Genomic DNA, 25686 nt, shown 5'->3' with positions numbered 1-25686 from the left:
GAGATCACCATGTCTTCTGTCGCCATCGCTCCCGCGGCCACCCCTTCCGCAACGACGAACTGGGGCAAACGCCTGCTGATTGCCATTCCCTATGCCTGGCTTCTGGTGCTGTTTCTCGCGCCCTTCGCGCTCGTCGCCGGCATCAGCCTTTCGACCGTGCGCCTCGGCATGCCCCCTTTCGAGCCGCTGACCGCCTGGGACGGCTCGATCCTGAACTTGCGCCTCAATTTCGAGAACTTCCTCTATGTTCTCACCGACGACACCTACCTGCTCGCCTATCTGACGAGCCTCAAGATCGCGGCGATCTCGACCGCCGCCATGCTCTTCATCGCCTATCCGCTCGCCTACGGCATTGCCTCCTGTTCGCCGTCGTCACGCTCGCTGCTGGTCTTCCTGGTGATTGTCCCCTTCTGGAGTTCGATGCTGATCCGCGTCTATTCCTGGATGAGCATCCTCAGGAACGACGGCCTGCTAAACGCGCTCCTGTTGAAGATCGGCCTGATCAGCGAACCGCTGCGCATCCTCAACACCGAGACGGCGATCTATATCGGCATCGTCTACACCTACCTGCCCTTCATGGTTCTGCCGATCTACTCGACCTTGAGCAGCGCCGATAAGACATTGATCGAGGCGGCGCGCGATCTCGGCTGCTCGCGCATCTCCGCTTTCTGGCGGGTCACCTTCCCGTTGAGCCTGCCCGGCGTTGCGGCCGGCTGCGCGCTGGTCTTCATCCCCGTCGTCGGCGAGTTCGTCATCCCGGATCTGCTCGGCGGCGCCGACACACAGATGATCGGCCGCGCCATCTGGCTCGAATTCTTCAACAACCGCGACTGGCCGACGGCGGCCGCCGTGACGATCGTCCTGCTCGCTTTGTTGGTCGTGCCGATCGTCTATTTCCAGTCGCGCCAGGCGCGCGCGCAAGGCTGAGGAGATCGCCATGACCAAACCAAGCTGGTTCAATCGGCTGTCGATCCTCTTCGGCCTCGCCTTCCTCTACCTGCCGATCGCGGTCCTCGTCGTCTACAGCTTCAATGGCTCGAAACTGGTGACCGTCTGGGGCGGATTTTCCACCCAATGGTACGCGACCGTTCTTGCCAACCCCTCGATCATCGAAGGCGCGAAGGTGAGCTTCCTGGTCGCCGCGGTCTCGGCGACGGCCGCGACCATTCTCGGCACGCTTGCGGCGGTCGTCATGGTGCGGCTGCGGCGGTTCCGCGGCCGGGCGCTGCTCAACGGTATGCTGCTTGCGCCGATGGTCATGCCGGAAGTGGTGATGGCGGTCTCGATGCTTCTGATGTTCGTGACGCTCGGGATTGATCGCGGGCCGCTGACCATCACGCTCGCCCACACCACCTTCACGCTCTGCTTTGCAACCGTCGTCTTGCAGTCGCGGCTGGTCGAGCTCGACCCCTCGCTCGAAGAGGCAGCCCGCGACCTCGGGTGCCCGCCGGCCAAGGCCTTCGTCAGCGTCGCCTTGCCGAACATGATCCCGGCGCTGGTCTCCGCCTGGCTGCTCTCCTTCACCCTGTCGCTGGATGATCTGGTGATATCGAGCTTCACCACCGGCCCGGGTGCATCGACCCTGCCGATCAAGATCTATTCGCAGATCAAGTTCGGCGTGACGCCAGAGATCAACGCGATCTCAACGATCATCCTCGGCATCGTCGTGCTTGGATTGGTGGCCGCGCAACTGGTCTCGCGGCGTTCCGAACAACGGGTAACTGCCGCTTGAAACAGTTCCCGGGAAGAGCAGTTCTTCCCGGGATTGCCGGCGTAACGCGCTGGCTCAGTGCGGCCTCAGCGCGCCGCCCGGCGAAAGATATGTGGCCAGCGGATCTTCAAAGGCGTTGCTTGCCGACGACACGGCGTCGATAAACAGCGAGAACAGTGCTGTCTGCGATGTGATGTCGAGCTTGGCGTAGAGATTGCGGCGATGCAGCTTGACGGTCGCCGGCGAGATGCCGAGCTTTTCGGCAGCCCCCTTGACCGAGTAACCACGCAGGATCATCTGCGCCACCTGGCATTCGCGATCGGTGAGCAGGCTGCGGCCAAAGTTCCTGACCGCCTGCGCCAGGGCGCTTTGCAGCGGCGAGCCGTCGTCGCCCAGGCCTTCGGGCCTGAGATCGCGATAATGCCGAAGCACGGCCATGCTGATGAGCGGCGCCGCTTTCTGCAGGAAATCCTGATCTTCGCCGCTGAAGGCCGCATGCGAATGGCGCCGTGCCAGCGAGATCGCGATCTTCGTGTCGGCGTCAATGCCGATGAAGACGTTGAATTCGTCGTGCAGGCCGGAATGCCGGTAGTAGTCGCGGTAATATTGCGACCGGTCGAAGGACGGATCGATCTGCCGCAGGCGATAAAGTCCGTCGTCGCCATTGTCGAGCGCCAGCCGGTAGAACGGATCCATCCGGTACGGCCCCTGCAGATAGGCGCGAATATCCGACAGCCCCCTGTCCGTGCGCCAGTCGTTGAACAGGATCTTCGGCGCTGCGTCGCGTCGATAGAGGAGCATCAGGCCTGCATCGATCGTGATGTGACGCTTCAGCGACTGGGCCAGCCGGTCCTGGAAATCCGAACGGCCAACCCCCTCCATAAGCGACAGCGCCAGGTCGCCCACGCCGGACGCCCGCTGCGCCGGGGCGCAGACTTTGATGATCGTATCGTCGTTCATGCTGTTCTCCTCCAAGCGCAGACTAGGCGAAGGTTGGGTTCGCCGCAAGTAACGGATTTTCACTACGGGTTTTCCAAAACTATCTTTTGGCGAACCAAAACAACGGCATAGGTGGCCGACACCCGGCGGGGCAAGGCCTTGCGGCGCGGCGCGGATGGTCCGCCGAGGAGCGAACCTAGCCCTTTGGCGTATTCCGGGCAGCGATACCGACGCCTAGAAAAATGATGCAAGCCGCACAGTAGATCCGCGGCAGGCAAGGCGGCACGTGACTGTCGAGACGGCATATTGATCTCGGGCATCCCGTCTTTCCGCAGAAGATTGAAGCAACGAAACCCTGGCGCGCGGCCGATCGACTTGGCGCTCGTCTTTCTGAACTGGAGTGAACATGTCGAAGGTCATCAAACTCGGGCGCGATGGTGTCGGCCTCAACGCCCTTGAGAAATGCAGCGTCGTGCCGCCGGAGGCGATCCTTTCGGGCTTTGCGGACGAGCTCGGCGATGTTCATTTCGAAAGCCCCGACAAGGCCGTGGTCATCGGCACCTGGCAGTCGACGCCGTACGCGGAAATGCTGTCCTATCCCGACGGCAACGAATACAGCGTCATCCTCTCGGGCAAGGTGGCGATTACCAATCCCGATGGATCCGTCGAGACCTTTTCAGCTGGCGAAAGCTACGTCCTGCCGGCCGGTATCGAGGTCCGTTTCGAGGTGCTGGAGACGATGCGCAAGGTCTACGTCCTCTACACCGCACCCGCCGCGAAGTGATGTGAGGCGCCCGATGACCAAGGTCAGAAGCAAAGCCCTTGCAGATGTGACGATGACGCCCTTCTGGCTCGACCGGCCGGATGCGCCCGAGGCTCGCGAACGGCTGGCGCGCCATCTGAACGCCGATCTGCTCGTCGTTGGCGGCGGTTTTACCGGGTTGTGGGGCGCCATCCAGGCCAAGCAGCGCCAGCCGGAAATCGACGTCGTGCTGATCGAGAAGGGATCGGTCGCCAATGGCGCATCCGGCCGTCCGGGCGGCGTCGTTTCGACCTCCGTCATGCACGGCCTTTCGAACGCCGTTCGCATCTTCCCCAAGGATATCGCAGCGCTTGAGAAGCTTGGCCAGGAGAACATGCACGGCTTCCTTGCGACGCTCGACGAGCATGCGATCGACTGTCATGCCGAATGGGGCGGAGAGCTGACCGTCGCTGTCGACGACGCCCATATCGAGGCGCTGCACGAGGAGCACGAACTCCATCTGAAATATGGCCACCAGGCCGTCTTCCTCGATCAGAGCGCGGTGCGCGCCGAGATCAATTCGCCGCGCTACAAGGCCGGCGTCTGGTCGAAGCACATCTGCGGCACGGTGCATCCGGCGTTGCTTGCCTTCGGACTGAAGCGGGTCGCGCTCACGCTCGGCGTACGGATCTTCGAAAACACCGAGCTGACAGGCCTCGAAGACCTCGGCGACCGGATGAAGGCGCATACGCCTTCCGGCAGCGTGACCGCGCCCAAGGTGCTGCTCGCCACCAATGCCTTTGTCTCGGGCCACAGGAAGATCAAAAACAGGGTCGTCGCCGTGCGCGATCGGGTGCTGGCGACGGAGCCCTTGTCGGCAGACCAGATGGCTTCGATCGGCTGGAGCCACCGGCAGGGTGTTTACGACACCCGCACCCAGATGAACTACATGCGGCTCACCAAGGACAACCGGATCATCTTCGGCGGACGCCTCGCCTATGCCTTTGCCGGCGATCCGTTCCCGTCGGTCGACAGGGAGCTCGATACCTATGAGCCGCTCGCCGCCGCTTTCTTCGACACCTTCCCGCAGCTCGAAGGCCTGCGCTTCAGCCATGCCTGGAGCGGGCCGATCGATCTCAGCACCCGCATGGCCGTGCACTTCCAGCGCTACCATGACGAAAAGGTCGTTTATGCCGGCGGCTATTCCGGCTTCGGCGTCTCGGCATCACGTTTCGGCGCACGCATCGCGCTCGATATCCTCGACGGCTCGAAGACCCCGGAGAGCCGGCTCGATTTCGCCACCAGCCTTCCGAATACGATCCCGCCCGAGCCGTTCCGCTGGCTCGGCGCGCAGATCACCATGTATGCGCTCGACACCGCCGACAAGTCCGGCGGCTGGCGCAGGCCTTGGCTCAAGATGGTCTCGGCCATGGGCTTCCCGCTCAGTTGAGCAAACGTTTTCCGGCGGCTTCAAGGGGCAAGCGGAGCCGAAACTTTCGGCTCTGCCACCGGGCGATGGCGGTGTCCCATCTGGCCCGGGAGCAAAGGTGGTAGTAAATCGTTAACCATGATTAGATAGCCAAAGCTACCCATTCCGCTGGCTGATTCGCGAGCGTTCGTAGCACCGGCGGCACCCATGCGACAAACACCGCTCGCGGTCCTTTCCAAACGCCTCGGCCTTTTCACGGCACTAGCCTCTCTTGCCCTCTCGACGCCGGCGCTTGCCCAGACCGTTTGGACCGGGGGAGCCGACAATGAGTTCGGCAACGGCGCGAACTGGGCGCCCGCCCTGCCCGGCGCAAACGACGCAGCGGAGGTCAAAACCGGCTCTCCGCAGGTCAACGACAGCCGTACGATCCGCCAGCTTGGCGTCGACGGCGGAAATGTCACTATCTCCAACACCGGAGCGCTGACCGTCACCAACGGCAGCACGATCAATTCCGGAAGCGTCAGCATCAACGCAGGCGGCGCACTCACCTCCAATGTCGAGCTGAACGGCGGCAGCCTGTCGATCGATGGGGACCTCAACGGACGACTGACGCTGAACAGCGGCAACGTGTCGGTGAACGGAACGCTGGACAGCGCCAGCGTCGGCAGCGCCACGTCGCTTTCCAACAACGGCCAGGTCGGTGACGTCAACGTTTCGGCCGGGGGCACTTTCGTGAACAACACCGGCGCCGTCGCCGGCGCGACGGTGAATGCCGGCACCGCCTCCAACGCCGGAACCATGGGCTCGCTGACGAACACCCAGGGGAACTTCACCAACAACACCGGCGGCACGATCACCGGGAAAACGACGGTGGCGGGCGGAACCGTCACCAACAACTTCGTCGTCACCGACGCGGATGTCGCGGCAGCGGCCGCCTTCGTCAACAACAATGGCGCAACGGCGGGAGCGATTACCAACGCCGGGACGGTCTCGAACGCCGGCACCATCGCATCGGTGCGCAACGACGCCGGAAGCTTCACCAACAATTTCGGCGGCGAAGTGACCGGCGAAACCATGGTCTCGGGCGGCGCCGTCACCAACAACGCGACCCTCGGTACGGTCACCGTCGGCGCGGGCGGCACCTTCACGAACACCTCGGGCGCGAGCGCAGGAGCCGTCACCAACAGCGGCGCCGCGTCGAATGCCGGCACGATCGCCGGACTTACCAACACAGCCGGAAACTTCGCCAACAATGCCGGCGGCACAGTCACCGGGAAGACGACGGTTACAGGCGGCTCCGTGACGAACAACTTTGTCGTCACCGACGCCGATGTCGCGGCCGCCGCCGCCTTCGTCAACAACAGCGGCGCCGTGGCCGGCAACGTCACCAACGCCGGCACCCTTTCGAATGCCGGAACCATCGCTTCCGTGCGCAACGATGGCGGATCCTTCACCAACAACGGCAACGGCACGGTGACCGGAAAGACAACCGTTGCCGGCGGCAGCGTCGTCAACAATGCGGCGCTCGCCGACGTCGAGATCGGTGCCAACGGCACGTTCACCAACAACAGCGGCGCGACTGCCGGGGCAGTTTCCAACGCCGGCACCGGGTCGAACGACGGAACCATCGCTTCGCTTGCAAGTAGCGGCGGCCTCTTTGAAAACACCGGCACGATCAGCGGTCCGGCAAGCATCACGGGCGGCGCGCTCGTCAATCAGGGTACGGTCGCCGGGACGGTCGAGATCTTCGACGGCGGTCTCTTGTCCGGCAGCGGCATCGTTGGCGGCCTGACGATCAATGCCGGTGGTGTGGTCTCTCCCGGCCCCGGCATCGCGGTTGCCACCGTCAACGGCGACCTGACGTTCCGTTCGGGCTCGATCTATCAGGTCGATGTGGATGCGGCAGGGCAATCAGACCGCCTGGCCGTTTCGGGCGCGCTTTCGCTTGAGGGCGGCAGGTTGGCGGTCCTCGCCGGCAGCGGCGTCTATGACCCGTCGACGAGCTACACGATCGTTTCTGCCGGCACTGTCAGCGGCCGGTTCGACGCGGTGACGAGCAATCTTGCGTTCCTGTCGCCGACGCTGACCTATGGCGCCACCGGCATCGATCTGAGGCTCGACCGCAACGACGTTGCCTTCGCGGACCTCGCAGAAACCGCCAACGGGCGCGCAGCGGCAAGCGCTGTCGAAGCGCTGGGCATCACGAGCCCGCTCACGCTGGCCGTGCTCTCGCTGGATGATGCAACGGCGGCAAGCGCCTTTTCCCAACTGAGCGGCGAGGTCCACGCTTCGGTCAAGAGCGCGCTGATGTGGGACAGCCGTTTTCCGCGGGACGCCATTCTGGAGCGCGCGGGCTCGGCCGTCTCGACCCTTCAGGAAACCGAGGACGCTGTCTTCTGGACGTCGGGGTTTGCAGGCGCGGGCCATTTGTCCGGTGACGGCAACGCAGCAGCTATCGATAGCCGCACGGCGGGTGTCCTCGTCGGCGCCGATACGTCGGTTTCCGACGATTGGCGCCTCGGCGGGATCCTCGGCTACAGCCATCTCACCGTTCAGCCGCAGGCGCGTGTCGATGCCTACCATGCCGGCCTCTACGGATATGGGAACATCGGGGCGCTGAACCTTGCAGGCGGCGCGATCTACACCCATAACGAAGTCTCGTCCGAGCGTGACCTTGCCTTCGGCTCGTTCAGCGATCGGCTGACTGCCGACTACGACAGCAGCGTTGCCCAGGTGTTTGCCGACCTTTCCGTCACCCTCGACGCCGACGCCATCCGGCTGCAGCCGTTCGCGAACCTTGCCTATGTCTATCTCGATACCGATCAGTTCAGGGAGGCCGGCGGTTCGGCGGCGCTGTCGGCGGATGACGCCGACGACGACGCCACGTTGACAACCATCGGCGTGCGCTGGTGGGCGGACCTGCCGGCAAGCCAGGTCCCGGTCTCCGCCTCGGGCATGCTCGGCTGGCGCCACGCCGGCGGCGACATTGCGCCGTCCGCGCGGCTTGCCTTTGCCGGCGCCACCCCCTTCACCATCGCCGGCGTTCCCATGGCGCGCGATGCCGTGGTGATGGAGGCAGGCATCTCCGCCCGCCTCTCCAAATCCGCGCGGCTGGCGATCACCTATCTCGGCGAATTCGGAAACGGCGCACGCTCGAGTGCCGGCCGCGCAAACCTGATCGTGGATTTCTAAAAGCGCCTCGCGATCTTTCAGATACGCTCGGTGCGCTTAAGTTATTGATTTGGCGCATGTCGTTGTCGCAAAACCGCCGCGCTCTTTGCGCGACATGCTCTAGCGGCGAACCGCCGAGCATGAAGCTACGCAACGGCCGATCGCGGTCGCCTCACGGCTGGACGTTGGCGACCGATCCGGTCTCGGCGAAGAGCGTCGGGTAGGAGCGTTCCAACATTCCGGCGATCGCCTCGGCGAAGCGCTCGTTGGCGATCCGGTTCGGGTGAGCATCGGACGGCGACACCCAGAGCGTTTCCGGTACGAGATCCTCGACCGACGGGCGAAGATCGAGGAAGGGAACATCCTCGTCCTGGGCCAGCGTCTCGACCGCACCGGTGACCTCCGGGAAGGGGTAGTTCTTGAGTTCATGCAGTTCGGGATAGTTGACGACCACAAGCTTGATGTCGCGCTCGCGGCAGAAGCTCGCAAGCAGCCTGATCGCCTCCTTCCCTTCCGCCCAACCGGGCTGCCCGTCTTCATAGAGACCCCGGTAATAGCCCTTCCAGTCGGCCCGGCCGAGGAAGATGCGCGAGACTTTGTCGATGGCAGACGCAAGGATGACGTAGGCCTGCGAATATTCGCCCCAGCCGACCTCGCGACGGCGCGGTGTCGATTCGGCATCGTTGATGAAATAGTTGAGAACGACGACATCGGGCTTGAGCTCGAAGCCATTGGTCATGAAGTAGGCGACTTCCATCTGCGTGTTGTAGTTGCCGACGCCGGTGTTGATGACCTCGTAATTGCGCGCCCCGGTGGTGCCACCGTTGAGGACCGTTTCCAGCAGCCTGGACGGCGTATCCTCCTCTTTCACGCCCCAGCCGAAGGTCAGCGAATCCCCGAGCATCACCACCCGCGTCGTCCCGTCGGCAACAGGGCCGACTTCCCTGTTGCGCAGGCCAATCGAGTTGATGCTCACCGGCACACCCATGAAGACGCCGATAGAGTTCGGAATGTGCTCGTGGCCGATCGCCGGCTCGGCGCTGACGCGTTTCAGGTCGCGGGCGTATTTCCACATCTCGAGGTCGAAATCCATGCCGTTGTCGAAGACGGTACGCGCCATGCCTTCGATCATCAGACCGAAGAGAGCGAGGCTGAACGCCGTCGCGAGCACAGCGAGTGGTGCTCGCCTGAGAATGGTAGATTTCCGGCCGCTGTTCGGTTCGGCTCTGGATGCATTGGTGTACATCTGATCTTCCTTTCAGGTCCGCCGATCACGGCGCGACCTGCGAAAGCTGCAGGCAATCAGGCTGGACCACAGCGCTCTGAACGAATTCATGCTTGGCAGTCGTGAGGCCCTGGCCGCCGCGCCAGCTGTTGAGCAGCCATTTGTCGATCGCCACGGCCACGACGAAATGCCCGAGCGGGGACAGGTGCTTGTCGCCGCTGCCATAGGTCTTCATCGGGTCGCTGGCAGCGAGCTTCGCCGTCGGATCGACCACGTAAACCCCTGGTGTCGCGGCGGCGAATGCCTTGACCATCTCGCGCTGCTTTGTCGGCTGCAGACCGTCGTCGCGGCCCGCAAGTTCCGCCCAGCCGGGCAGGATAACGATGAGCAGTTCGGCACCGTTCGCTGACGCATCGCCTGCAAGCCGCACGAACAGCCGACGCGTCAGCTCGATCGCCTGGTCCATGTCCCGCCGGGACGCCCTGTCGCCGATATAGGGCCGCAGCAGCGTCAGATAGAACCAATTGTAGAGCTTGCTTTTCTGCCACAGGTACAGGTGCGCCTGCAGAGCGAGGCTGGGCTTCTTCGCTCCAGTCCCCGCCGGTTCGACCGTGATCTCGGCCGACGATGGCGTCAGCACGGCCCGCTCGGCGTTGTCCTCGACATCGGTGCTGAGCGAAAGGCCGACGACGACCAGCTTGTGCGGAATGGTGGGACCCTTGTCCTCGTAGAGCCGGATCTCGTTTGGCTGGCCGTAGCCGCCGGTACCGTAGTTCTTGAAGAGGAGTTGCGGATGCCAGGCGTTCAGAAGCGCGCTGAAGGTCTCACTCTCCTTGACGAGCGAACCGCGCACCATGGAATCGCCGAGAACCAGGATCGGCGCGCCGTTGCCGGTCGCATTGTCGCGGAAGCCGTCGCTGTTGATCTGGATATGGTTCCACGGGTCAAACGGGCTGAAGCGTTCGAAATAGCTGTTGCCCGGTATTTCGGTGTAGCCATACAGCGCGTGTGACTGGTGGCGCGCCCGCGGCACGCCGCAATAGACATATTCGCCCTCGCCGACCGGCGACTGGAGGCTCGGCACAAACCGCAACACCGTCTCGCAGATCAGAATGGCGGCAATGCCGGAAACGACGATGATCAGCCCATCCATCACGCCGCCGAAGTTGCGCGAACGGCGCATGCGCTGCAGGATCCCATTCGACCGGGGCCTGTCTTGGTCAAGGAAATCCGAAGGCGTAGCCGTCGGATTGTTGAGATTGAGCGCATCCGGACGTTCGGCTTTTCGGGACATGTCGGCTGACATCTTGATCGTACGCTCTGTGTTGAAACATTTGGGGTTAATGCCGCACCGCCCAACTCAGCCGCTTCCGGCTTCGCGCCAGTAGGACCGCACTAGGCTGGCGAGATAGGTGGTCGTCCGCCTCGGCACTTTCGCCGGAGACGCCGCACGCTTCTGTTCGCCGGCGTCCGCGGGCCCGGTGCACCTGGAGGAACCCGGTCGCAGGAGTTCGACCGGCCGGAGCAGGCCGGGCAAGATCCCGTAACCGGTCAACAGGTCGCGAAACAGACTGGTGGCGGCGTAGACGACCTCCGCGGTCTCGACGGCCTCGCGCACGCGGGCATCATCTGAAATCTTGACGTAGAGCACGCCGGGAATAAGAAGAGGTAACGTCGGCACCACGGGATCGAGCACGCGATTGACCGCGGCCGGCGTCACCTCGTTCAATACGAAGACGGTAAGCCGCTTCTGGCTCAAACGATAACCCTTTATGATTATCTCGACCGGAATCCGACCGTCTGTTTGCGCTATTTCAATAACACTTTGAACATGCATAGTGGCCCTCCGAAGCAGAGAAGAACACCGTGAATATTTTTTGACTACGACACCAATAATCTATTTTTTATACAGCGACATGAGCTTCGGCGATTTCGCTTCTCTGCCGGATACGCCTTACAATTCCGAACTCTATCTCAGGATTTTCATTCTGAATATATCCAGATGGATATACTCCAGCCTTGTTTCTTCATGATGTACGGCGAATTGTCGGAAGGTCATGGGCAGCAACGCGGGCGGCAGATCGCGATTGCCGTTCTATCGCCCCTCTCGAACCGCAGCATCGGCGATCGACCCATCCTGGATGTGGCGGGCGATGATCTCGGCTGCAAACACTGCGCCGCTGTCGCTGAAGTGACCATCCGCGCCATACAACTCCTGTGGCCGAGGACGCCCTTCGAAAGCGGTCGAAAGGTCGATGAGGGGAACAGCCTCGCTGGCCGCACCTCGCGCGACCAGCGAGCGCAGCGGCTCGAAAGCGGAGCGAGCGGAAAAAGCGCCCAGATACCGATCGACCCTCGGCACATAGACGAGCTGGAGCGAGCCGCCCCAACTCTGCACGATCGATTTTGACCGCCGAAGGACATGCCTAAACTCTGGAATATCCTGCGTCGCCCCCGGAAAATTCAACCCGAGCCGTGCAAAGGTCTGCTGCAGGGCAAAGAAGTTGCGCAGCACTTCGGTCCTTGCAAGCAGGTCCGCCACCGTTATGGGCTGGCGGTTGAGTTCGCCGATGGCGGCCCTTGCTCGAAGCATTGCCGCGCCTGCGCTTTGCGGCGTGCCAAAATCGGCATATTCGTCAAGGGCGGAACGCAACCATGAAATCAAGAGCTCTCCCTCCAGATTTCGCCAGTCGTTGCCCTCAAAAAACACAATGAGAACATGGCGTGGCCTGAGCATCGGACCGAACCGCCCTAGCATTGCGAGCTCTGTTAGAGGGCCACTGCCCCGAATGCCGAAGCCGACGGCCGAGACGGCCTTCTGGCGCAGCTGCGAGACGAGATCGACGCCTGGCGGCAAGCAGAAACCTTCGACAAAGGAGTCGCCGAGCAGCATCACGTCTATCCGGCCGCTATCGTAAACCGAGTCCGGATTGTTGAAGCCATAGCGGTCTGCCCTGTAGCTGACGACACTGGACGGTTGCGCGCAAAGAATGACCTGCTGCGCAGGGAACCCGGAAAGAACGGCACGGTTCAGGTCCTTGACATCAGACAGTCTGTTGAGCTGCGGCAAGGTAAAGCCGCGCACGACGTCACCCTCCCGCGCGATAGCGGCGCTCTGCTCGGGCGACAATTGTCCCAGCATAGACATGCGAACCGGGACGGAGCGCAATGTCAGCAGGGTTTCAAATAGGAACAGCCCACCAAGAACGCTTAAGGCATAGACGCCAGCAGTGAGAGCGACGGACGGCTTCGCAAAGAGGCCGACGGCAAGGAAGAAGAGTGCCAGTACGACTGGCGCAAGGACGTAGCGCGCAATCAACGGGATCGAAGAGGCGTATTCCTTGAAATGGTATAGCGCGTATATCGGGCTGAGAAGCAGATAGACGGCGAGCACTCCACACAGTATCGCCGCAACCCTTCTTGAATTCATAGCTATATTTCCTTGAACGAAATCTACGAAAAGCTACGACGAATGCAGAAAGAAAAATGTGTACTTGCTAATCCACCGCAAACAAACGGCGGCTTCGATGATCTTGGAACTCGTTGAACACAACCGTTGGCCGCTACTCTGGCGCTCTCAGGAGCCGGCTGGCCCGATTGGCAAGTTCGACGCGCGTCGCGATGCCAAGCTTGCTGTAGATACTGTGGAGATGCAACTTAACGGTGCCCGGAGAAATACCAAGTCGGGCGCCGATCTCCTTGCTTCGGATGCCGGAGGCCGCCAGGCGCGACACTTCAATTTCGCGCTGGGTCAAGAGTTCACCCCCTTGCGTCCACGCGGTCTCCTGCATCCGTATCCGATCGAGCGCAGAGGTCAGCGCCCGATCTTGCAAATAGGTCTTGCCGGCGGCCACTGCATCGATGCAATCGAGCAGGGTGTCAGGCGCCTGCTCCTTGAGCACGATGCCGCTCACCCCGAGTTTCATCGCTTCGGCGATTTGGTCGTCGGAGATGTCGGCCGTCAGGATGACGATTGCGATCTGCTGTCCATGAATACGCAGCCGACGGATGAATTCAAGTCCGTCCATTTGCGGCATGCGAAGGTCGGCAACAACGATGTCGACAGCCTTTTCTGAGAGGATCTGCAACGCATCGTCGGCGCGCTCGCAGGTCGCGGCCACCTGCCAGCCAGGCACGGTCTCGATCAGGCGGCGCAGCCCGTCAAGGACGATCCGGTGATCATCTACGACGATTGCGCGCAGCGTTACTGCGGCATCGGCAACATGACGATGACCCTTGTCCATTCCGCTATCCTTTCGATCGCAAGTTTTCCGCCGCGCGCCGCCGCGCGCTCACGCAGGCTGCGGGGCCCGATTTTTTCCCGCTGCAACTCAGTATGGTCAAGGCGCCCACCATAGCCGAAGCCGATGCCGTCGTCGTCGATCGTCAGCACGATCGAACCAGCGTCGACCCGGACCACGATCCGGACCGTCTGCGCTCCGCCATGCCGGACTGCGTTGGCGGTCGCTTCAGAGGTCATGCGGGCGAGTTCATAGGTGAGAGCCAACGGCAGATCGATGCCAGCCGGTGGATCGAAGGCGATCGATATGTCGATCTGCCATTGCTGACTAAGCCGCACCGCCAACGCCTCGAGTTGCCGCTCAAGGCTCATTTCGTCGGTAGCCCTCAGGTTGCCGCCCGGCTCGAGTGCCCGAATGAAGCCACGAAGCTCCCGCTGTTCGTCCTGCAGCATCGCTTGGATGGTGTCGAGGCGCTCCGCCAGAACCTCCGGCCGCACATCGGTGAGCTTCCGCAGCGACTGAAGATGCAATGCGGTGCCCGCAAGGGCCTGGAGGACGCCGTCATGCAGGTCGCGACCGATACGGATACGCTCGTTCACTGCTGCCTCGTCGCTCAGCTGCCGCACCAGGATGGCTTGCTCGAACAGGGCCTTTATCCGGTCGGCAATAATCTCGGTGATCGCAACGTCGTCGAGCGTGAGTGCGGGTGGCTCCAATACAAAGAGGCGTGCCTGGAGATCGTCGACCTGGAAAAAGGTCGAGACCGCGGAATTGATCTTGAAAGCCTCGACGAGAGCCGGCGAGATCGGCGGCTCGGGATCCGTCCATCGATGAAACCGCCCCTCGCCCGTGTGGATGAGAAGGCGCCCGGCCGCGGCCTCAGTGATCAGCAGGCTGCTGTACAGTAATCTCTCGTCCGTCCAGCTGCCAAAGGCGTCTGGCGACATCTGCACGACCTCGAGTTCGCCTTTGTTCCACAAAGCCGCATAGGTCCAAGGCTCTTCCGCGTCCGTCCACAATAGCAGTGCGCGCGGCACCAGCATGACGTGGGCGGCGTAATCGAGTGCCGTGCGTACTGGCCACTCACGGCCCCTTGGCTGGGCCGGCGTTCGCTGGACGAGGCGTAACAGCTCAGCTCTGACTGCTTCCTGATGTGCGCCGAGCCAAACCAGCAAGACCGCAGCCACGAAAATGAAAAGAAGCCGCGATGCGTTGGTGGTCGTGTCCGAATCCGGATCGAGCAGCTCGTTGGTGTCGAAGTATCCGAGGTAGAGCAACGCTGCCAGGCAGACAAGGCCTGTGTAAAGCGCCCCGCGCCAACGCCAGTGCAGGGTCGCTGAAAGCAGCGTGAACGGCATGAACATGAAGAACGGGCTGGCTGGACCATCGGTCATCGACATGAATGTGGTCAGGGCAGCAACATCGATTACATGGCGGACCAGGGTGCCGCGAACCCGCGAAATGTCCGTGCGCCAGACTAGAAAGGCGGCCGCGACCGCGTAGAACAGATAAACAGTCAGAAGAAAATAGATCGGCTCGGGCGGCAGCGGCACATGAACGGAATCAAGCCAGACGATCCACACGCTGCCGGCGGCAAGAAGGATGCGCCCGACAGCGATTACCTTGTCGGATCGGGCGCGGAAGGTGTTCGCCCACACCTTACGTCCCGAAGCCTGGTCCCCGTCGATCGCCGATCTCAACTCCGGCCGCAGACGGTTGCCCGCCGGGCTCCAACGCCGAGCGCTGAAACAGTCTGTCGGCTCCAGCCTCATGCCGTTGTCTCCGCCTTCGGCCGATCCCCGCCAAGTTGCAAATACGCGCGGCGATCCAGAACAAAACTAAATGTCGACTGCAGACCGAGACAACCACACCGTTAACGATATGGGCAGCACGAATCTTGGAGTCGCTAAGCGCACCTTCTAAAATCATGCAAGAATACGCTTTTATGATCATATTCTCAATTGCCTTCAGCCACGAGTATACCCAAGGTTAGGGCTTGATCGGCATCCGACACATCCTCGCGCTTGCGTCAGGGCAGCTGTAACACCGCAAGCGTCCGTACAAAGTCCTCAACATCAGCATGGGCCGCCAAGAAAACGAGCAGGATATGCCCGTCTATATCCATTGGCATATTGACCTATCCCAGTATTTGCCGCTCATATTCTCTCATTATAAATGACTAAATTTTCTCATTCCTCGGTACAATTGAAAATGAGCGTTTTTAGCTAACCGCTTTGAGGTGGATAGCAATGAGCATTTCTCACGGACCACTCAAAGAGAAGCTCCCGGAAGGACCGTCGAACAGAAGTTTCGGCTATACCGTCGGTGGCATCCTCTTGCTGATCGCTCTGGTGAAATGGTGGCGGGCTTCCGAGATAACCACGGTGACGGCCGTAATTGCCGTGATCGGCGCGGTTCTTGTCGTCCTGGCGTTCATCGCGCCCGCGACCCTGACACGCGCCAACCACCTCTGGATGCAGCTCGGCGTCGTCCTTTTCAGGATCGTCAACCCCGTCGTGATGTTCCTGATCTACGTCACGACCTTCGTGCCGATCGGCTTCTATCTCAGGCTGCGCAGGCATGACGCGCTGGCCGCGCAGTTCGACAAGAACGCAAAGACCTATTGGATCGAGAAGCCAAAAGGCGACGCGGCCGAGGCCACGATGAAAAACCAGTTCTGAATTTGAAGAACCTATCCCTTACTGTATCGGACAGAGGACACGAAAATGGACCTTACTCGGGAACTCCTGTCTTACATGGGCAACCGCAAGAAATACTGGTTGCTGCCGATCCTGGTCATGACGACCATCTTCGGAACTCTGGTGGTCCTGACGCAGGGAACGGCTGTCGCCCCCTTCATCTACACGCTGTTCTAAGGCGGCTCGATCGTGCGTATCCTCGGCATCTCTGCCTTTTACCACGATAGCGCGGCTGCGCTCGTCGAAGACGGGCGCATCGTAGCCGCCGCGCAGGAAGAACGCTTCACGCGCCGGAAACACGACCCGGATTTTCCGGCGCGGGCAATCGAATACTGCTTGTCGGAAGCAGGCTGCACCATGAACGACATCGACCATGTCGTCTTCTATGAAAAGCCGTTTCTGAAATTCGAGCGGCTTGTCGAGACCTATCTTGCGACAGTGCCGCACGGCTTCAGTTCGTTCCGCGTCGCGATGCCGGTCTGGATCAAGGAAAAGCTGTTCCAGAAGACGATGCTGCGAAAGGATCTCGGAAAGCTCGCCGGCAAGAAGGAATGGGACGGCTCGCTGCTTTTCACCGAGCACCACCAGTCCCATGCGGCGAGCGCTTTCTTTCCCTCGCCCTTCGCCTCCGCCGCCGTCCTCACCATGGATGGCGTCGGCGAGTGGTGCACCACGTCGCTTGCCCATGGCCACGACAACCGCCTCGACTTCCTGAAGGAAGTGCATTTCCCGCACTCCCTTGGCCTGCTCTATTCGGCCTTCACCTATTATACCGGCTTCAAGGTCAATTCGGGCGAGTACAAGGTCATGGGGCTTGCGCCCTATGGGCGGCCGCGGTTCGCGCAGACGATCCTCGACAACCTGATCGATCTCAAGGACGACGGCTCCTTCCGTCTGGACCAGCACTATTTCGGCTATTGCACGGGCCTCAGGATGACCTCGCCGGCCTTTCACGACCTCTTCGGCGGCGAACCCCGCAAGCCGGAAGCGCCGCTGACCCAACGCGAGATGGACCTGGCGGCCTCGGTGCAGGTCGTGACCGAAGAGGCGGTCATGCGGCTCGCGCGCTTTGCCCGGCGCCAGACGAGCGAGAAGAATCTCTGCCTTGCGGGCGGCGTCGCGCTCAACTGCGTCGCCAATGGCAAGCTGCTGAAGGCCGGCATCTTCGACGACATCTGGATCCAGCCTGCCGCCGGCGACGCGGGCGGGGCGCTCGGGGCGGCGCTTTCCGTCTGGTACGAGTATCTCGGAAGCACGCGCGTACCGAAGGACGGTGACGCGATGTCCGGCTCCTACCTCGGACCTGCCTTCGAGCAGGGCGAGGTCGAACAGCGGCTCGCCGCCACGGGCGCCAAATTCGAGGTCCTGTCGGACGAGGACGTCACCTCGTCCACGGTTTCGGCGCTGGCCGAGGAAAAGGCCGTCGGCTGGATGCAGGGCCGTATGGAGTTCGGCCCGCGCGCACTCGGCGGGCGCTCGATCCTCGGCGACGCACGCTCGCCGACGATGCAGAAGATGCTCAATCTCAAGGTCAAGTACCGCGAGAGCTTCCGCCCCTTTGCTCCGTCGATCCGGCGCGAAGACGTGTCGGACTGGTTCGATATCGACACGGACAGCCCCTACATGCTGCTTGTCGGCGACGTCCTGGAAAGCCGCCGTCTGCACGCCAATCATCCGCAGGAAAACCTGTTCGGCATCGATCTGCTCAACGTGCCGCGCTCGGAAATACCGGCGGTGACCCATGTCGACTACTCCGCCCGTATCCAGACGGTGCACCGCGAGACCAACCCGCGTTACTGGGAGTTGTTGACCCGGTTCAAGGCGCGCACCGGCTGCCCGGTGCTCGTCAACACCAGCTTCAACGTGCGTGGCGAGCCGATCGTTTGCAATCCCGAAGACGCCTATCGCTGCTTCATGGGAACGGAAATCGAGCGCCTCGTCGTCGGCAATTGCATGCTGAAGAAGGAAGACCAGCCGGCGCACCTGAAGCAGGACTACAAGGAAAACTTCGAGCTCGACTAAAACCGCCAGGCAACGTGGTCCTTCATTTCCAGGCGCCGGCCGCAAGCAGCGACCCGGCGTCCTAGAGCATGTCGCGCAAAAGTGCGCAGCGGTTTGGCGACAACGACATGCGTCAAATCAATAACTTAATGCGCACGAGCGAATCTGAAAGATTGCGACGCGCTTTAGCGTCCTGCCCGCATGCGCGATGGGTCTCGGCGAGACTGCGGAACGCCGAACTCGCTCGTCAGCAGTTTCACGAAGAACGGCACCAGCCCGGACTTCGCGCGCGACTTGTCGAAGGCCACCTGGAACGGTGCCTTGTAGCTGAAGAGATCCGGGCGGATCGGCCGCAACAGCCCCTCGCTGACATAGCGACTGGCAAAATGATCGGGCAGGTAACCGAGATAGCGGCCCGAGAGGATCAGCCGCGCCTCCGCCTCCATGTCGCAGACCGTCGCGCGCGGATTGGCGATCGAGAAGATCTTGAGGTCGCGGGCATTCCAGTAGGAGCGGCCGATCAGATTGTAGGACCGGATATCGTCGATCTCGATCGTGCTGTCATCGCGGGAAAACAGCGGATGTTCAGCGCCGCAATAAAAGCGCTGCGTCTCCTCGTAGAGATCGACATATTCGAGCCCCAGCGTCGTGCGCGGGAAGCTTGCAATCGCGATATGAAGCTCGCCGGTGATCACGTCACGCAGCAATTCATGCGGCGGCCGGGTGACGATCGACAGCGCCACTTCGGGCGCCTCGTCGGTCATCCGGGCAAAGACACGATTGAGGCGGGAGGCCGGGTCCGACAGGGTGTTGTCGATGAGACCGATGGAGAGCGTCCCGTTCAGTCGGTGCTGCAGCCCCTTCATGCGGATATCGAACTGGTCGATCGTACCGAACAGGCGCTTGGCCTCCTCGTAGACTGCGCGGCCTTCCTCGGTGAGGCGGAAACCGGACCGGCCCCGCTGGCAGAGGACCAGCCCCAGGCGGCTTTCCAGCGCCGAGATATGGTTGGAAATCGTCGAGAGCGACAGGTTGAGCTCTCCCTGCGCCGCCGCAAAACCGCCTGCCTCGACAATCGTCACAAAAATGCGCAGCAGCCGCACATCCAACGAATCCAACGCCATTCCAACGTGCCTTTAGCTTCAACGATCTCAAAGTGAAGCGCAATTATTATGCATTTTCATGCACTAAGCTAGTGCGTCCATGGCCCGAACGACAAATCGGCCGGCGCTGGCGGCGCCGACCGAGCGTGACCCGGACAGGTGCAAGGACAGTCGTGGCGGAAGGCCGCCGACGACCTGTCCGCGCACGGCAACCGGCAAGCGACGGACGCTTCCGCCCCGGCTTAGGGGCGGCGATAGACCTCGTTTCCGGCGAGATAGGTCGCCTCCACCTTGCGCTCGCGGATCGAGCGGTCGAGTGGATCCGGCAAGGTGCCGTCGATGACGACGAAATCCGCCCACTTGCCGACGCTGATCGAGCCGATCTCACCGCCCCAGGGCGTCATGTCGGCTCCGGCCTGCGTCAGGCCGTGCAGCGCCTGATCGAAGTTGACAGCCTGTTCCGGATGCCAGGGGCCGTCGCCAAGACCGAACGGGCTCTCGCGGAAGACGGCGTCGTTGATCTGGGTGAGCGGGCTCAGCGGCGACGTCGGCCAGTCGGAACCGAACACCAGAGGCACGCCGGCGTCGAGCATCGAATGCCAGACATAGGCCCGCGGCTCGCGATCGCTGCCGATACGCTCGGTGATGTATTTGCCGATCGTGCCGGTGGCGTGGTTCGGCTGCATCGATGCGACGACGCCGAGTTCCTTGAAGCGTTGGATATCCTTGGTCTCGACCACCTCGATATGCTCGATGCGGTTGGGCTGCGGCCGCGGCACGGAGGCTTCGGCGAAAGCGTCGAGAACGAGGCTGACGCCGCCGTCGCCGATCGCGTGCACCGCCGTCGGGAAGCCGTTCTCGTTGGAGGCCTTGATGGCGGCGGCAAGCTGTTCCTTGGTCTCGAAGGGTTTGCCCTTCCAGCCGTGCTGGTCGGAATAATCCTCGTGCATATAGGCCGTGCGCGTGGACAGCACGCCGTCGATCACCGACTTGGTGTAGCCGAGCTTCAGCAGCGGTCCCTTCTTCTCCTGTTCGCCGGAGTCGGCGACAATCTTGTCGACCTCGTCGCGGTCCTTGACCGCACCGGCGATCTTCTTCGGGTCGCCCTCGAAGAAGCCGTACCAGACGCGCAGCGGCAACTTCTTTTCAGCGAGGATCGCTGCATAATCGTGCACGGCGGCAAGGTCGGACATGTCGTTGACGCCGGTAATGCCGAGGCTGTTGGCGAACTTCATCGTCTCAAGCAGGGCTTCGCGGCGCTCCGCGTCGGCAACCGCCGGCCGATGTTTCTCGACGAGATCGCCGGCGCTCTCGAGCAGAATGCCGCTCGGCTCGCCCTTGTCGTTGAGCACGACCTCGCCACCCTCCTCGACCTTGGACGTCGCGGTCACGCCGCCGACTTCGAGCGCCTTGGAGTTTACCCAGTAGGAATGGAAATCGATGTCGCGCAGGATGACGACGCGGTCCGGCACCACTTCGTCGAGGTCTTCCTTGGTCGGCAGCTTGCCTTCGCCGAGCGTATAGTCCCAACCGCCGCCCATCAGCCAGACGCCCTTCGGCAGGCGCTGATCGGCTTCCTTGATCTTTTCGAGCCAGGTCTTCTTGTCCGGGATGTAGGACAGGTCGACGCCGGTCACCATGTCCATGCCCGAGGTCAGGTGCGTATGCCCGTCGATGAAGCCCGGCGTCACCGTCTTGCCGCCGGCGTCGAACACCTTGGTCTCAGCGTCGGCCAAGGCCTTGATCTCGTCGTTGCTGCCGATCGCGGTGAACTTGCCGTTTTCGATCGCGAAGGCCTGTGCCTTCGGCTTGCCCTTGTCGACGGTGCGCACGTCGCCGTTCAGCACGATCAGGTCGGGTGCCGCCCAAGCCGGCTGCGCCGCACAGGCCATGATCGCCAGAATGGATGTTGCCCCCAGGGCCCGGGTCACTGCTGCCAATGTCATGAAATCCTCCTCCCGCGGCTGCATCCCTCCACCCCCGGCGAGCCGCGCGGCACCGGCGTTGAAGGGATGATGCTCTAGGGCAGGAGGATAACGATATACTCCCTCGGGCTAGGTCTGCATGATGTCGACCGAGAACGCGTGCCGAGATCGCTGAGCCAGGCGTGTTGGAGCAGCCGGGGAATGCGCTGGCACAAGCGCTGCCTCGGCGCGAGCAGGAGGCTCCCGCCACCGCGAAAACGAGAGGTGAGGGAAGCGTCCGGCTGGCGCCCTGGCTTCCCCTGTGGCTGGCCGATCGGCTCAGCCCTCAGCTAAAGAGCGCCTTCAGGCGCGGCCAAAGACCAATGGCTGCGCGGACCCGCCGGGCGGCATAGGCGGCCCGCACCGAACTACCGAAATTGCAGTCGCAGACGATGTCGTGCAACTGATGGTCCGATATTTCGAAGAAGCGTTTTGCTTCGCCGTAGCTGTCGTCGGCGAGCCCCGCGAACCGCAATTGCGGATCCTCGAAGGCGACGGTCATGGGGGAACCGTTGACCTGCATGGCCTGGCGAACGGCAGTGGTCGCACGCTCGGTTCCGGAAAGCGTGCCCAGCCGACGGTCGGGGTTGCTTTCGAGGAGTTCGGCCCAACGCTGGAGCCGTTCCGTTCTCGTCATGACGGGATCGGGACGAATTTCGGCGAGCGCCTGCAATTGTTCTATTGTTTGATGCTTCATCGTCGTCTCTCCTAGTGCGAAGATGCGACCGCGGTACGCGCCCCTGCATACCGGGGTCGCCGATCCTCAAACTCGCCAAGGGGAACCCCAGTTCCCTGGCCGAAGAAAAAAAAGCGGCGACGGGTACCCATGCGGGAACGGCGCAGAAACGCCCAACTTCCGCGGGCGGAAACCCGCAAATCGCCAGCCCCGAATGGCCCATTCCACCGCTGACAAACATGCGCCCATCGCCATTCCGGGTGTCGAGCGCAAGGCGTATGCTTTCTCGGGAACGTTCTTGCCGGATCCGCATCAAACGGTGGTTTGGAGGTGGATGATGAAGGATGCCCCGCAAACGACGCGCGCAGCGCCGGCAACGGCTGACTTGACGGACCAGGATCTCATCGAGCGTGCGCTCGCCAGGGACCCGGAAGCCTTCCGGACCATCATGACCAGGCACAACCAGCGGCTTTTTCGCATCGCACGCGCCGTCGTGCGCAACGACAGCGTCGCCGAGGATGTGGTGCAGGAGGCCTATCTGCGCGCCTTCGAACATCTGGATACGTTCCGCGGCGACGCCAGCCTCGCCACCTGGCTTCACCGCGTCGTGCTGAACGAGGCGCTCGGCCGGCTGCGCAGGTCGGCAACGCGCCGCGAGGTTCCGCTTCCAACGGACGGGGCCGGCGCCGAGATCGTGCCGTTCCCCCATGCGGCGAACCCGGACGATCCGGAGCGCAGCGTCGCGCAGCGGCAGATCCTGCGGCTGGTGGAAGAGGCCGCCGACGCGTTGCCGGAAGATTTTCGCCTGGTCTTTACCGCGCGGGTCATCGAAGCGATGAGCGTGGAGGAAACTGCAACTCTGCTTGGCATCAACCCGAAGACCGTCAGGAGCCGCCTGCACCGGGCCCGCCAGCTCCTGCGCCAGCAGATCGATCGCAAGGTCGGGCCCGTGCTTCTGAACGCCTTCCCCTTTGCCGGTCGCCGCTGCGCCCGGCTGACGGAGGCGGTCATGAAGAACCTCGGCCTTTCAAGCTGATATTTTCGGGAACGTTCGCGGGCGGCGCGCATCCAACGGGTATCGTCCATCAAGACCGGCGGCGATCGCCACCGGTAAAAGGAGTTCCCGATGTTTGCCCGCCTCACGTCAGCCTTCGCCTTCGCCTGCCTCATCAGCGGCACTACCCTTGCGGCCGACACGAAGGTCACCGATCCCCAGATCGCCCATATCGCTTACACCGCCGGCGTCATCGATATCGAAGCCGCCAAGCAGGCCCTGAAAATCTCGAAGGACAAGGAGGTCATCAGCTTTGCCAACGACATGCTGCGCGACCACGAGGCCGTGAACACGCAGGCCCTCGATCTCGTCAAGAAACTGAAAGTGACGCCCGAGGACAACGACACCAGCCGCGCACTGATGAAAGCGGCCACTGAGGAGCGCGAGAAGCTTTCGAAGCTCAGCGGCGCCGACTTCGACAAGGCCTATGTCGCCAACGAGGTGGCCTACCACAAGCAGGTCAATGGGGCGCTTGAAAGCCTGCTCATTCCCTCCGCGAAGAATGCCGAGCTCAAGGACCTGCTGGAGACCGGCCTCAAGCTGTTCCAGGGACATCAGCAACATGCCGAGCATGTCGCGGCCATGATGAAATAGGCTGCGGCATGATCCATAAGCTGAGCCTTGGTGCCGTTTGCGGCCTGGCGGTGATGTTGGCCGTGCCGTCGGCGCAAGCGGAAACCATCCGGATCACGATCGACAAGCTCGTCTTTTCGCCCGCCGAAATCAGCGCCGCCGTCGGCGACGTGATCGAGTGGCAAAACAACGACGTGATGGCCCACACGGCAACGGCCAAGGGTGAGTTCGACGTCGTGATACCGCCGAAAAAAACGGCGACACTCACCGTCAGCAAGGCCGGCACCTTCGACTACACCTGCCGCTTTCACCCGAACATGAAGGCGCGCCTGCAGGTGCGGCAATAGGCTGAACCCTGCTGAGGACGGCGGTGCGCCAGGACCGAAGCGCCCCGCCGTTCACGGCGAAGTCACCGGAGGCCGTCTGTATCCGGAACCGGAATCGTGCCATGAAACGGGCGGTTTCATTCGACAGGCGGCACCACCATGAAGAAGATCGGCTTTCTTTCCTTCGGACACTGGACGCCCTCGCCCCAGTCGCAGACGCGATCGGCGGCTGACGCCCTGCTGCAATCGATCGACCTTGCCGTTGCGGCGGAAGAACTGGGCGCGGATGGTGCCTATGTCCGCGTCCATCACTTCGCCCGCCAGCTCGCCTCGCCATTCCCGCTCCTGGCCGCGATCGGCGCGAAGACCAGCCGGATCGAGATCGGCACCGCCGTCATCGACATGCGCTACGAGAATCCGCTCTACATGGCGGAGGATGCCGGTGCCGCCGATCTCATCGCCGGCGGACGCCTGCAGCTCGGCATCAGCCGCGGCTCGCCGGAACAGGTGATCGACGGCTGGCGCCACTTCGGCTACCAGCCGTCCGATGGCGAGACCGAAAGCGACATGGCAAGGCGGCACGCGGAGGTGCTGCTCGACGTGCTGCGCGGCGAAGGCTTCGCCGAACCCAATCCGCGGCCGATGTTCCCCAACCCTCCCGGCCTCCTGCGTCTCGAGCCGCACTCACAGGGCCTTCGCGAGCGAATCTGGTGGGGTGCAAGCTCGAACGCCACGGCTGTGTGGGCCGCCAAGCTCGGCATGAACCTGCAGAGCTCGACGCTCAAGGACGATGAGACCGGCCTGCCGTTCCATGTCCAGCAGGCCGACCAGATCCGCGCCTACCGGGAAGCCTGGAAGTCAGCCGGCCACACGCGCGAGCCGCGCGTCTCAGTCAGCCGCAGCATCTTCGCGCTGGTGGACGATCGCGACCGCATGTATTTCGGCGGCGGAAACAAGCAGGAAGACCAGATCGGCTTCATCGACGACAAGACGCGGGCGATCTTCGGGCGCAGCTACGCCGCAGCACCCGAAGTGCTGGTCGAGCAACTGGCGAAGGACGAGGCGATTGCCGAGGCTGATACGTTGCTCCTGACCGTTCCGAACCAGCTGGGCGTCGAATACAACGCCCATGTGATCGAGGCGATCCTCAAGCACGTCGCGCCGGCGCTTGGTTGGCGCTAGAGCATCCTGCCTCAAGTGGCATCACTTGGGGCAGAAAGATGCTCCAGAATCAAAGTTCTACAGCGACCTTTACGCGTCTGATAAGACGCGCGGCGCTGTAGGACCGGCAACGCATCTCAACTCCGGGCATCTGAAACGAGGCACGCCGACCGACACAGGCGAGCGTCTCATGTCGCTGCACCCGTTTGCTCAACAGACCGCTCAGGGGACCTGCGGCGGATGTGTGACACCCAGATAATAGTCCCCCTGTCCGCCGCCCTGATACTCGCCCGTATAGCGCTGGCGGGCGTCACCCAAGGTGCGTGCCGGCGGGCGATAGATGTAGCCCGGCGCCGGGTCGACATACGGATCCACATAGATGCTGCCGGTCGGCATCGGGTCGACATAGACCTGCGGCGCCGGCTCGACATAAACAGGACCGGGCGCAGGCTCGACATAGTAGGGTCGCGCATACAGCACCCTGTTCTGAGTACCTGGGGGATTATGCGGGTCGATGCCGGTGTAGAAGCCATTGGCGAGTGCCGGTGCTGCCGTGCCAAGGGCGAGAACGATTGCGGCGAATGACATTCCCTTCGATAGCTTCATGGCGTTGCTCCTGTCTCGGCCGAGCATCCGGCCCACCGGGCAGCGTCGCCCCGGTGGATGCGGAC

23 protein-coding genes are annotated in these 25686 nt (G+C 62.4%); 12 read left to right on the top strand and 11 right to left on the bottom strand.

Translation table 11 applies throughout. The annotated features are described in order from the left end of the window. The first annotated feature begins 9 nt into the window (after positions 1-9). Positions 10-927, top strand: a complete 918-nt coding sequence (locus tag C1A35_RS20050; RefSeq protein ID WP_104666005.1) for an ABC transporter permease subunit — start codon at positions 10-12, stop codon at positions 925-927. A gap of 10 nt (positions 928-937) precedes the next feature. Next, positions 938-1732, top strand: a complete 795-nt coding sequence (locus tag C1A35_RS20045) for an ABC transporter permease (RefSeq protein WP_104666004.1) — start codon at positions 938-940, stop codon at positions 1730-1732. Between the two features lie 54 nt (positions 1733-1786). On the opposite strand, the gene C1A35_RS20040 is transcribed toward C1A35_RS20045, so the two are convergent. Continuing rightward, the gene (locus C1A35_RS20040) at positions 1787-2671 is read right to left on the bottom strand and encodes a helix-turn-helix transcriptional regulator (protein WP_104666003.1); all 885 of its coding nucleotides are present in this window, start codon (positions 2669-2671) and stop codon (positions 1787-1789) included. A 385-nt stretch (positions 2672-3056) separates the two neighbouring features. Between C1A35_RS20040 and C1A35_RS20035 the strand changes: the two genes are divergently transcribed. The 3 genes from C1A35_RS20035 (at position 3057) to C1A35_RS20025 (ending at position 8013) form a co-directional block, all read left to right on the top strand. Further along, positions 3057-3434 (top strand): cupin domain-containing protein, encoded by a 378-nt coding sequence (locus C1A35_RS20035; RefSeq protein WP_104666002.1) that lies wholly within the window; start codon positions 3057-3059, stop codon positions 3432-3434. A gap of 13 nt (positions 3435-3447) precedes the next feature. Continuing rightward, a complete protein-coding gene (locus C1A35_RS20030; RefSeq protein ID WP_104666001.1) occupies positions 3448-4842 on the top strand; it encodes an NAD(P)/FAD-dependent oxidoreductase in 1395 nt (464 codons plus the stop codon). A 186-nt stretch (positions 4843-5028) separates the two neighbouring features. Next, entirely contained in the window at positions 5029-8013 is a 2985-nt protein-coding gene (locus C1A35_RS20025) for an autotransporter outer membrane beta-barrel domain-containing protein (RefSeq protein WP_104666000.1), read from the top strand. Positions 8014-8164: 151 nt separating this feature from the next. Here the strand turns inward: C1A35_RS20025 and C1A35_RS20020 are convergent, their stop codons facing one another. The 6 genes from C1A35_RS20020 to C1A35_RS19995 all read right to left on the bottom strand — a co-directional run bounded on the left by C1A35_RS20020 (position 8165) and on the right by C1A35_RS19995 (position 15230). After that, positions 8165-9238, bottom strand: coding sequence for an SGNH/GDSL hydrolase family protein (locus tag C1A35_RS20020; RefSeq protein WP_104665999.1), 1074 nt, complete (start codon positions 9236-9238; stop codon positions 8165-8167). 25 nt (positions 9239-9263) lie between these two features. Further along, positions 9264-10511 (bottom strand): hypothetical protein, encoded by a 1248-nt coding sequence (locus C1A35_RS20015; RefSeq protein ID WP_104665998.1) that lies wholly within the window; start codon positions 10509-10511, stop codon positions 9264-9266. 66 nt (positions 10512-10577) lie between these two features. After that, on the bottom strand, positions 10578-10976 hold the full coding sequence (locus C1A35_RS20010; RefSeq protein WP_104665997.1) for a hypothetical protein: 399 nt from the start codon (positions 10974-10976) through the stop codon (positions 10578-10580). Positions 10977-11312: 336 nt separating this feature from the next. Further along, entirely contained in the window at positions 11313-12611 is a 1299-nt protein-coding gene (locus C1A35_RS20005; RefSeq protein WP_234822918.1) for a GDSL-type esterase/lipase family protein, read from the bottom strand. A 169-nt stretch (positions 12612-12780) separates the two neighbouring features. Further along, the gene (locus tag C1A35_RS20000; protein WP_104665996.1) at positions 12781-13461 is read right to left on the bottom strand and encodes a response regulator transcription factor; all 681 of its coding nucleotides are present in this window, start codon (positions 13459-13461) and stop codon (positions 12781-12783) included. Beyond that, entirely contained in the window at positions 13422-15230 is a 1809-nt protein-coding gene (locus tag C1A35_RS19995; protein WP_104665995.1) for a sensor histidine kinase, read from the bottom strand. Before C1A35_RS19995 ends, C1A35_RS20000 begins: the two co-directional genes overlap by 40 nt. 477 nt (positions 15231-15707) lie before the next feature. Here C1A35_RS19995 and C1A35_RS19990 point away from each other — a divergent pair, with 477 nt between their 5' ends. From C1A35_RS19990 to C1A35_RS19985, 3 genes are read left to right on the top strand one after another with little or no spacing between them, the layout of a single operon-like run. Further along, positions 15708-16139, top strand: coding sequence for a hypothetical protein (locus C1A35_RS19990; RefSeq protein ID WP_104665994.1), 432 nt, complete (start codon positions 15708-15710; stop codon positions 16137-16139). A 45-nt stretch (positions 16140-16184) separates the two neighbouring features. Further along, entirely contained in the window at positions 16185-16334 is a 150-nt protein-coding gene (locus C1A35_RS36420; RefSeq protein ID WP_199772982.1) for a DUF5989 family protein, read from the top strand. A 12-nt stretch (positions 16335-16346) separates the two neighbouring features. Next, positions 16347-18179 carry a carbamoyltransferase family protein gene (locus C1A35_RS19985; RefSeq protein ID WP_104665993.1) on the top strand — a complete coding sequence of 611 codons (1833 nt, stop codon included), beginning with the start codon at positions 16347-16349 and terminating at the stop codon, positions 18177-18179. A gap of 164 nt (positions 18180-18343) precedes the next feature. On the opposite strand, the gene C1A35_RS19980 is transcribed toward C1A35_RS19985, so the two are convergent. The 3 genes from C1A35_RS19980 to C1A35_RS19970 all read right to left on the bottom strand — a co-directional run bounded on the left by C1A35_RS19980 (position 18344) and on the right by C1A35_RS19970 (position 21922). Continuing rightward, positions 18344-19282, bottom strand: coding sequence for a LysR family transcriptional regulator (locus tag C1A35_RS19980; RefSeq protein ID WP_104665992.1), 939 nt, complete (start codon positions 19280-19282; stop codon positions 18344-18346). Between the two features lie 221 nt (positions 19283-19503). Then, the gene (locus C1A35_RS19975) at positions 19504-21207 is read right to left on the bottom strand and encodes an amidohydrolase (RefSeq protein WP_199772981.1); all 1704 of its coding nucleotides are present in this window, start codon (positions 21205-21207) and stop codon (positions 19504-19506) included. A 304-nt stretch (positions 21208-21511) separates the two neighbouring features. Next, the gene (locus tag C1A35_RS19970) at positions 21512-21922 is read right to left on the bottom strand and encodes a hypothetical protein (protein ID WP_104665991.1); all 411 of its coding nucleotides are present in this window, start codon (positions 21920-21922) and stop codon (positions 21512-21514) included. A 313-nt stretch (positions 21923-22235) separates the two neighbouring features. On the opposite strand from C1A35_RS19970, the gene C1A35_RS19965 reads away from it, so the two are divergent. The 4 genes from C1A35_RS19965 to C1A35_RS19950 all read left to right on the top strand — a co-directional run bounded on the left by C1A35_RS19965 (position 22236) and on the right by C1A35_RS19950 (position 25036). Beyond that, positions 22236-22937: an RNA polymerase sigma factor gene (locus C1A35_RS19965; RefSeq protein WP_234822917.1), complete on the top strand. Its 702-nt coding sequence runs from the start codon at positions 22236-22238 to the stop codon at positions 22935-22937. Between the two features lie 90 nt (positions 22938-23027). Beyond that, complete coding sequence (locus tag C1A35_RS19960; protein ID WP_104665990.1) at positions 23028-23549, top strand: DUF4142 domain-containing protein; 522 nt, start codon at positions 23028-23030, stop codon at positions 23547-23549. Between the two features lie 8 nt (positions 23550-23557). Further along, positions 23558-23875 (top strand): cupredoxin domain-containing protein, encoded by a 318-nt coding sequence (locus tag C1A35_RS19955; RefSeq protein ID WP_104665989.1) that lies wholly within the window; start codon positions 23558-23560, stop codon positions 23873-23875. A 138-nt stretch (positions 23876-24013) separates the two neighbouring features. Further along, positions 24014-25036 carry an LLM class flavin-dependent oxidoreductase gene (locus tag C1A35_RS19950; protein ID WP_104665988.1) on the top strand — a complete coding sequence of 341 codons (1023 nt, stop codon included), beginning with the start codon at positions 24014-24016 and terminating at the stop codon, positions 25034-25036. Positions 25037-25237: 201 nt separating this feature from the next. On the opposite strand, the gene C1A35_RS19945 is transcribed toward C1A35_RS19950, so the two are convergent. Beyond that, positions 25238-25621, bottom strand: coding sequence for a hypothetical protein (locus C1A35_RS19945; RefSeq protein ID WP_104665987.1), 384 nt, complete (start codon positions 25619-25621; stop codon positions 25238-25240). Between the last annotated feature and the right edge of the window lie 65 nt (positions 25622-25686).

Source organism: Ensifer adhaerens (assembly GCF_002940685.1).
In the GTDB taxonomy this organism is placed as follows: Bacteria; Pseudomonadota; Alphaproteobacteria; order Rhizobiales; family Rhizobiaceae; genus Ensifer; species Ensifer adhaerens_E.
The sequence above is the reverse complement of the archived record's forward strand: the minus strand, read 5'-3'. Positions and strand labels throughout refer to the sequence as shown.